General features: G+C 69.6%; 3 protein-coding genes. All 3 read right to left on the bottom strand.

Features of this window, described 5'->3' with window-relative positions; all coding sequences use genetic code 11:
* Positions 1 to 1,312, bottom strand: a 1,312-nt coding sequence (locus HUW62_RS44740) for a tetratricopeptide repeat protein (protein ID WP_176437924.1), incomplete at its 3' end; no start/stop codon positions are given.
* The gene (locus HUW62_RS44735) at positions 1,309 to 4,686 is read right to left on the bottom strand and encodes a tetratricopeptide repeat protein (RefSeq protein ID WP_176437923.1); all 3,378 of its coding nucleotides are present in this window, start codon (positions 4,684 to 4,686) and stop codon (positions 1,309 to 1,311) included. The genes HUW62_RS44740 and HUW62_RS44735, both read right to left, overlap by 4 nt.
* The coding region (locus tag HUW62_RS44730; RefSeq protein WP_176437922.1) for a tetratricopeptide repeat protein at positions 4,686 to 7,028 on the bottom strand (2,343 nt) is incomplete at its 5' end. The genes HUW62_RS44730 and HUW62_RS44735, both read right to left, overlap by 1 nt.

Below are 7,028 nucleotides of genomic sequence, written 5' to 3'. Positions count from 1 at the left end.
GGGCGGGCTGCTCCGGCGGGGCGGCCGGAGCGGGCTTCTCGGCGTCCTGCTTCGCTTGTTCGCGCTGGGCCTTCTCCTGCTCGGCGGCTTTGCGGAGCTGGTCCTTGCGCTCGCGCTCCAGCCGTCGCTCCTCGCGCTCGATGCTCTTGCGCGCGTCCTTCGTGTACTGGGGGATGCGCTCGTCGCGACCGCCCTGGGCTTCGTAGCGCTCGAAGTAGGTGATGGCCGTCTTGTACCGCTGGACGGGGTCCACCCCTGGCGGCTCCACGTCGAGGAACAGGATGGCGAGGTTGAAGAACGGATCGGCCTGACCGGGGCGCAGCGCGAGCACCTGCTCGTACTCGGCCTTGGCGCGCTCGAATTCGCCCTGGCCCCGGTACGCATTGCCCAGGTTGAGGCGCGCGGCGGCGAAGTCGGGAGCGGCGCGCACCGCGGCTTCGAGCTCGGTGACGGCGGCCGGGTAGTCCTGGGCCTCGTTGAGCAGCGCGCCGAAATTGTTGCGCGCCTCGGCGAAGTCGGGCCGGAGCTTCGCGGCCTCCTTGAACTCCTCCAGCGCCTGCGGGCCCACCTTCAGCGCCAGGTACACCAGCCCCAGCGCGTTGCGCGTGGCCGCATCCCCGGGCGCGATGTCTCGCGCGTTCTCCAGCACCATGCGCGCCAGCTCGTGCTTGCCCTCGCGGTAGTACACCTGCGCGAGCACCTGCATGGCGCGCGTGTGCCGCTCTTCGAGCCGCAGGGCCTGCTTCGCCTCTGCTGCCGCGGGCCCCAGCTTCTTCTGCTGGAGCAGCGTGACGGCCAGCGCCGTGCGCAGCGGCACCGAGTCCTGCTTCGCCTCCACCAGCCCGCGCAGCTCCGTCTCCAGCGCCGCCGAGCGGTCCGTGCGTCCATACAGGCGCGCCAGGCAGTCCCACGCGGACTCCTGCTCGGGAGCCACCGCCAGCGCCTGGCGATACGAGCGCTCCGCGTCCTCGTGCTTGCCGAGCCGCTCCTGGACGATGCCCAGGTTCGTCCACGCGTAATCGAGTTTCGGGTTCTGCGTCACCAGCGCGCGCAGCGCCGTCTCCGCCGCCGTCAGCTCTCCGGCCCGTGCAATCGCCACGGCCTGGTCGAAGTCCTGCGCGGCGCTGCGCGGCGGAGGCTCGACGACGACGGGCGTGGGCTTCGAGTTCGCGTCGACCGGAGCCGGCGCTGCTGCCTCGGGAGCAGGGTGCGTCTCCGGAGCGGAGGCACACGCGGACAGCCACAGCCCCGAGGACAGGAACAGCGCGGTGAGGGCGGAGGCCCCCTGTGTGCGGCGTGGCGCGAAGCTCACGGCTTGGCTCCTCCGGTGATGCGGCTCTCGTCCGCCGAGGTGGGGCGAGTGGGGCCGCTCACGCTGCCGATGAGCCCGTCCGGATAGGCCGCGTCGGACGCGAGCGCCTGCTTGGGCTCCTTGAGCACCGGGTACTCCTTGGGACGGAAGCGGTTGAGCGACTCCAGCGTGCGCCGCGTCCACTCGTTGGAGACGCGATTCTTCCGAGCCTCCGCCAGGGCGACGGCGTAGCTCTCCACGGCCGCGTCCTCCAGCTCCGCCGTGTTCTGCGCGAGCAGGTCCTGGTACGTCACCACCGCTTCCTCACCCAGCCGCTTCACATCGGGCGGCACGGGCGTCTCGATGATGGTGTTGGCGAAGCGCTCCAGCGCATAGCCGGAGCGGTAGGCCGCCGCGAGGGACCACTCGAGCTGCTTGTACGGATAGACGCGCGAGTACGCGTCCTTCACCGTCTTCACCGCCGCGCGCTTCACCGCGAAGCTGCGCACCAGGGCCTTGCCCCAGCCGCCAATCTTCAGCTTGTCGAACGTCCGCAGCTCCGCTTCCGCCAACTGGAAGCGTCCATACGCCGCCGCGTTCGCCGCGAGGGGATGGGTGTCCGGCTTGAGCTTGCGCCGGTCGAACTCGCTCGCCGCCTGCGTATAGGCGCGCTGGGCTTCCTTCTCGTCGCCGAGCTTCTGGTGCGCGTCACCCATGCGCCGGTGCGCGTCCACCACCAGTTCCACCTGGCCGGGCTTGTTGGCGAACTTGCGCACGAACTCCTGGAGCGCGCGGACCTCACCGCGAGGATCGCCCTGCTTCTCCAGCAGGATGGCCGCGCGGTACTGGTTCTTCGGCGCGTCCTCGGCGGCGGGGAACAGCTCCGCGTAGCGCAGGAACGTCGCCGCGGACTCCGCGTAGCGCTGTTGGCCTTCGAGCAGTCGCGCGGTGTTGAAGAGCGCCGCCTCGCGGTCCTTCGACGCGGGATAGTCCTTCACCAGCTTCTGGTAGCTGACCACGGCCTTGTCGAAGTCGTAGGACTTCTCCGCGTTCACCGCCACGCGGAACAGCGCCGCGTCCGCGAGCGGAGAGGAGGGGTACTCGCGATAGATGCGCTCGTAGAGCTTCATCGCGGAGTCGAAGCGCCGGGTGTTCTCGTGCGCGACGGCCGCGTTGTTGAGGGCCTTGTCGGCGAACTCGTGCCGGGGCTCCTCGTCGACGAGCTGGATGTACTTGCGCGCGGCCTCCTCGTGCTTGCCCTCGGCGAGGAGCTGGTCGGCGAGCTTGAAGCGGCCGGCGAGCTTGAACTTCACCAATTGCTTGTGGAGGTCGCTGGACGGATCGATGACCTGCGTGTTGCTGGCCAGCCTGGCGCTGACCTCCTCCACGCTGCGCCAGTCCTTGTCGATGAGGAACGTCTCAACGGTGAGATTGGTGGCGTAGCGGGCCACCTCGCTCCGGGGCCACGTCTGGATGATGCGCTCGAAGCGCTTGCGCGCCTCGGGGAAGTCGTCGTGCGCGTAGTACAGCTCCGCGGCCTTGTAGGCGATGCCCGCGGCCTTCGCGTCGCGCGGCAAAAGCGCCACGTACTTGTCGGAGGCGGACACCAGCTTCTGCTCGGTGGGCGCCAGCGGCACGGGCTTCACAGCAGAGCCCTCGGGTCGCTCGGTGGAGCGCAGCGGCTTGCGGTCCTGCGCCTTGCCGGCCTGCATGTCCTGCGCGAGCAGTTGCTGCCACGCGAGCACCGCGCTGTGCGCCGCCTCGTCGCGGTGCTTCTCGCTCACGCCGGTGTCGCGCACCAGCTCATAGCTCTTCGCGGCCTCGGCGAACTGGAAGGAGAAGTAGAGGCACTCCGCGTAATAGAAGCGCATCTCGCCCGCGCTCTTGCTGCGCGGGAAGCGCTCCAGGTAGTTGCCGTACGCGCGCGCGGCGGTGGCGAAGCCCGCGCTGGCCTGGTCGAACTTGCCCTCCTTCTTGAACACCAGCGCCTGCTGGTGGTGGAAGGTGGCGCTCGTGTACAGGCTCTTCTCGACGAGCGTGTTGGCTCGCGAGAGCGCGTCCGGGTCGCCCTGGTTCTTCGCGTACCAGGCGGTGCCGGGCTGGTAGAGGCTGGCGAGCCGCTCCGACTCCGTGAAGGACTCCGTGAGCAGCCTGTCCCGCTCATAGGCCAGGGCGATGCGCTGCTGGAGCTCGGGTGCGTCCGGCGCCAGGGGCTCCTTCTGGAGCACGCGCTGATACGCGGCGATGGCGGCCGGGTGGTTCGTCTGGTCGAAGTAGACGTTGCCCAGCCGGCGGTACACGTCCGCCTCGTAGGGCTTGGGGCCGCGCTTCGCGAAGAGGGCCTGGGCGCGAGGCAGTCCGCCCCACGTCTCGTCCGCCAGGGAGATGGCCACGTACTGGAGGGCCTCGTCGCGCAGGTCTCCGCCGGCCTCTGCTTCGCCCTTGGCGACGCGCTGGGCCTCGTAGAAGTCCACCAGCGTGAGGAAGGACTCCACCGCTTCGTCGAACCGGTCCATCCGGTAGTACGTCCAGCCCAGCTTGTAGAGGGCCTTGTCGTAGAGCGGATGCAGCGTGTCGCGGGCGGCGGCCTCGAAGGCCTGCGCGGAGCGGGGCAGCGCCTGCGGGTCCTTGTAGTTGTCGAACCAGTACTCGCCGATGCGGACCCACGCCTCGGTGGCGAAGCGGCTTCGCGGGTAGCGGGCGATGAGCTGCTCGTAGGTGCGGAAGCTCTGGTCGACCTCCTCCTGCTCCTCCAGGCAGTAGCCCAGCAGGTACCAGGCACCGTCGTTGAGGCGGTAGGTCGGGTAGTCCTTCAGGAGCCGGCGGTACAGCGCGATGGAGTCCCCGTAGTCCTTCTTCGGCTCCACGGGGAAGGCCGAGTCGGGGTTCTTGTCGTGCGCCTCCAGCCGGTCCCGGTACTCCTTCATCGCGAGCTGGTGCTCGTCCTGCGAGCGCTCGTAGTACAGCTCCGCCAGCCGGAACATCACGTCCGGCGTGTAGCGCGGCTCTTGCGGGTAGCGGCGGAGGAACTCCTCGAAGCGGACGATGGCCTCCATCCGCTCCTTGCGCTCCTGGGCCTCGAAGTCCCGGATGACCTTCTCGTACGAGGACGCGAGCGAGTCGCGCTTCTGCTCGTACTTGCGCTCCATCAGGAGCTGCACCTCGCGGCTGAACTCGCGAGACTCCTCGTCGTACGTGCGCAGGGCGCGGCTGACGTCCTGGAGCAGCGTCTCTTCCTCGGGCGTGCGGCCCAGGCCCGTCAGGTATCTCGCATCCGGTGTGCCCGACGGACTCTCCGCCTGGGCGGGGGAGGCTGCTTGCGCGGCGGTGGCCGGCGCCTGGGCGGCGGCGGGCAGCGAGGCCACGGAGAGCAGCACCGCGAGCATGCGCCGCATCACCGTCCCTCCTCCGACAGCACGTCCCGGAAGTCGGCGTCCAGCGCGCGCAGCGCCTCGGCCTTCTGCGCGGAGACCTTCTGGATGTTCGTCGTCTTGTCCTGCTTCTCGGTGAAGGCCACGTCCACCACGCCCACGTCCGCCTTGAGCACCAGGTCGTAGAACTGACGACGCACGCGACGGATGCTGTCGTAGGCGATGCGGCCCACCAACTGCTTCGCGTTGCCGGACACCGCGGCGACCTCGGCCTCGTAGCGCTCCAGCAGCGACTGCTCGGCCTGCACCTTGGCGCGGATGCGCTGTCCCCGCTGGTCCACCTTGGCCCTCAGGGCGAGTTGCGCCTCCACCACGCGCTTCTTCAGCGCCTCGCCTCGCTCCCGCACCTGATGCGCGTGCGTCAGCACGGCGGTGGGAGTCTGCCGACGCTCCGCCTCGCTGAGCACCTCGTGCTGGGAGCGCAGCGCCGCCGCGTAGCGGCCCCGGATGGCCTGCTCTCCCGCGAGCGAGGCCGCCGCGCTGTTGCGCTCATCGGCGAGCCGGCCCCGCGTCCGGTCCAGCTCCGCCTGGAGGTCGTTCAGCGTCTGGACCTCGCCCTGGAGTTGCACCAGGAACTCGCGCTCCTCGTCGGGCGGCGTCTGGCGGAGCAGGCGCGTGTCATCCACCCACTTGCGCACCGAGGAGGCGATGGCGTGCAGGCCCTGAATCTCCGTGCCCAGCCGGAAGGCGTCGCGGTCCACCGCGTCCACGCGGTACTGCATGCGGCGCAGCCGCTCCTCCATCTCCTTCTGCGTGGTGGGGAGCTTGCCGAAGCGGGCGGCCAGCGCATCGCTCTCGCGGCGCAGCAACTGGAGCCTGTCCTTCTCCTGCGAGGTGAGCGACGGCTCCAGCGTCAGTCCCTCCACTTCCACCAGCGCCGCGTCCACGTGCGTGACGGCCGTCTCCACCGCGTCCGCGCGGGTGAAGCCCGCCTGCAGCTCCGGGAAGGTCTCCAGCTTGCGTGCGTCCAGCGCGCGGAGGATGCGGGCCGCGAGCTCGCGTGCGTCGACCGCGCCCTTCTTCCCGCTGTCGATGTCGCCCACCATCTTCACCGCGCTGCTCACCTCGCGCTCGGTGGAGGCGTACTTCAGGGCCAGGGGCGGCAACAGCGTGCGCACGTCCGGAACGGTGTCCGTGCGCGCCAGGAGCCGCTCGAAGTACGCGACGGGGTCCCGGTTGGCGTTCAGGAGCAGGTCCACCTTCTCGCGCACGGGGCGGAAGGTGCCGATGAGCTCGTCGTACGCGGCGATGGCCTCTTCGTACCGCTTGAGCTTCTGGAGCAGGTGTCCCTGGAGGAGCTTCGCATCGGGTGCGAGCCGCGCGTCGGGAGCGACGAGCAACAGGATGTCGATGGCGTTCTTCGCCTCCTGGTGGTTGCCCTTGCGCACCTGCGTCCACGCGATTTCGTAGAGCGACTCCGGGAAGGACTCGCTGTCCTGCGGCACCTGCCCGTAGCGGTCCAGCGCCTCGTCGAAGCGGCCCGCCTCGTACAAGAGCCTCCCCAGCGACATCAGCGACAGCTCCCGGATGCGCTTCGTGTCCGTGTCCGTCGTCGAGCGGGTGACGGGCTTGCCCGGCGTCGAGACGGGCGCGGCGGTCTGCTCGTTCGACAGCGGGGTGAGGAGTTGCTGGAACTGGAGGATGGCGAGAGGCAGCTCGCCGGACTGCATCGACAGCACCGCCATGTGGTAGCCGGCCTGGAGCTGGTACGGGCCACCCGGAACCTGGGCCAGCGGCGCGAAGGCCGAGCGCGCCCGGGAGATTCGCTCCGAGGCGGGCAGGTCCGTGCGGCGGAAGAGCCACTTCGCCTGGACGTACTGCACGTCGGCCGGGAGCTGACCGCCGTACAACGTGCGCGCCTGCTCGACGTAGGCCTCGACGCTGTCGAAGACGTTCAGCCTTCCGGAGATGGCCAGGAAGCGCGTGAGGGCGTCGCGGTGGCGCGTCGAGGGCGTGGGCTGCGACAACAGCTCGCGCAGGTAGAGCCTCGCGCCGATGTCGTTCTTCTGCTGGTACAGCGCGTCCGCGAGGAAGTAGAGCGCGTCCGCGTAGCGCGGGTGGCCGCGGAAGCCCGGGTCGCTCACCAGGTCATAGAAGAGGACGGAGGCGGCGTTCCAGTCGCCGAGCAGGTACTGAATCTCCGCGTCGGAGTAGCGCCGCGAGCGGGCCTGTTCCTCGTCGGGCTCCGCGCGCTGGCTGTACTGCGTCTCCACGAAGCGCAGGCTCTCCTCGGCGAGCTGGAGCTGCTTCTCCACGGAGGTCAGGCGCAGCTCCAACTCCTGGGGAGTCGGGGGTCTGTCTCTTAT

The sequence above is a fragment of the Myxococcus sp. AM011 genome, from assembly GCF_013372595.1.
GTDB lineage: Bacteria > Myxococcota > Myxococcia > Myxococcales > Myxococcaceae > Myxococcus > Myxococcus eversor.
This window is presented reverse-complemented; position numbering and strand designations above follow the sequence as displayed.

What these genes read in the sequence shown, in the direction of transcription:
- HUW62_RS44735 (WP_176437923.1), bottom strand. Translation starts at nt 4,686, where the DNA reads ATGCGGCGCATGCTCGCGGTGCTGCTCTCCGTGGCCTCGCTGCCCGCC.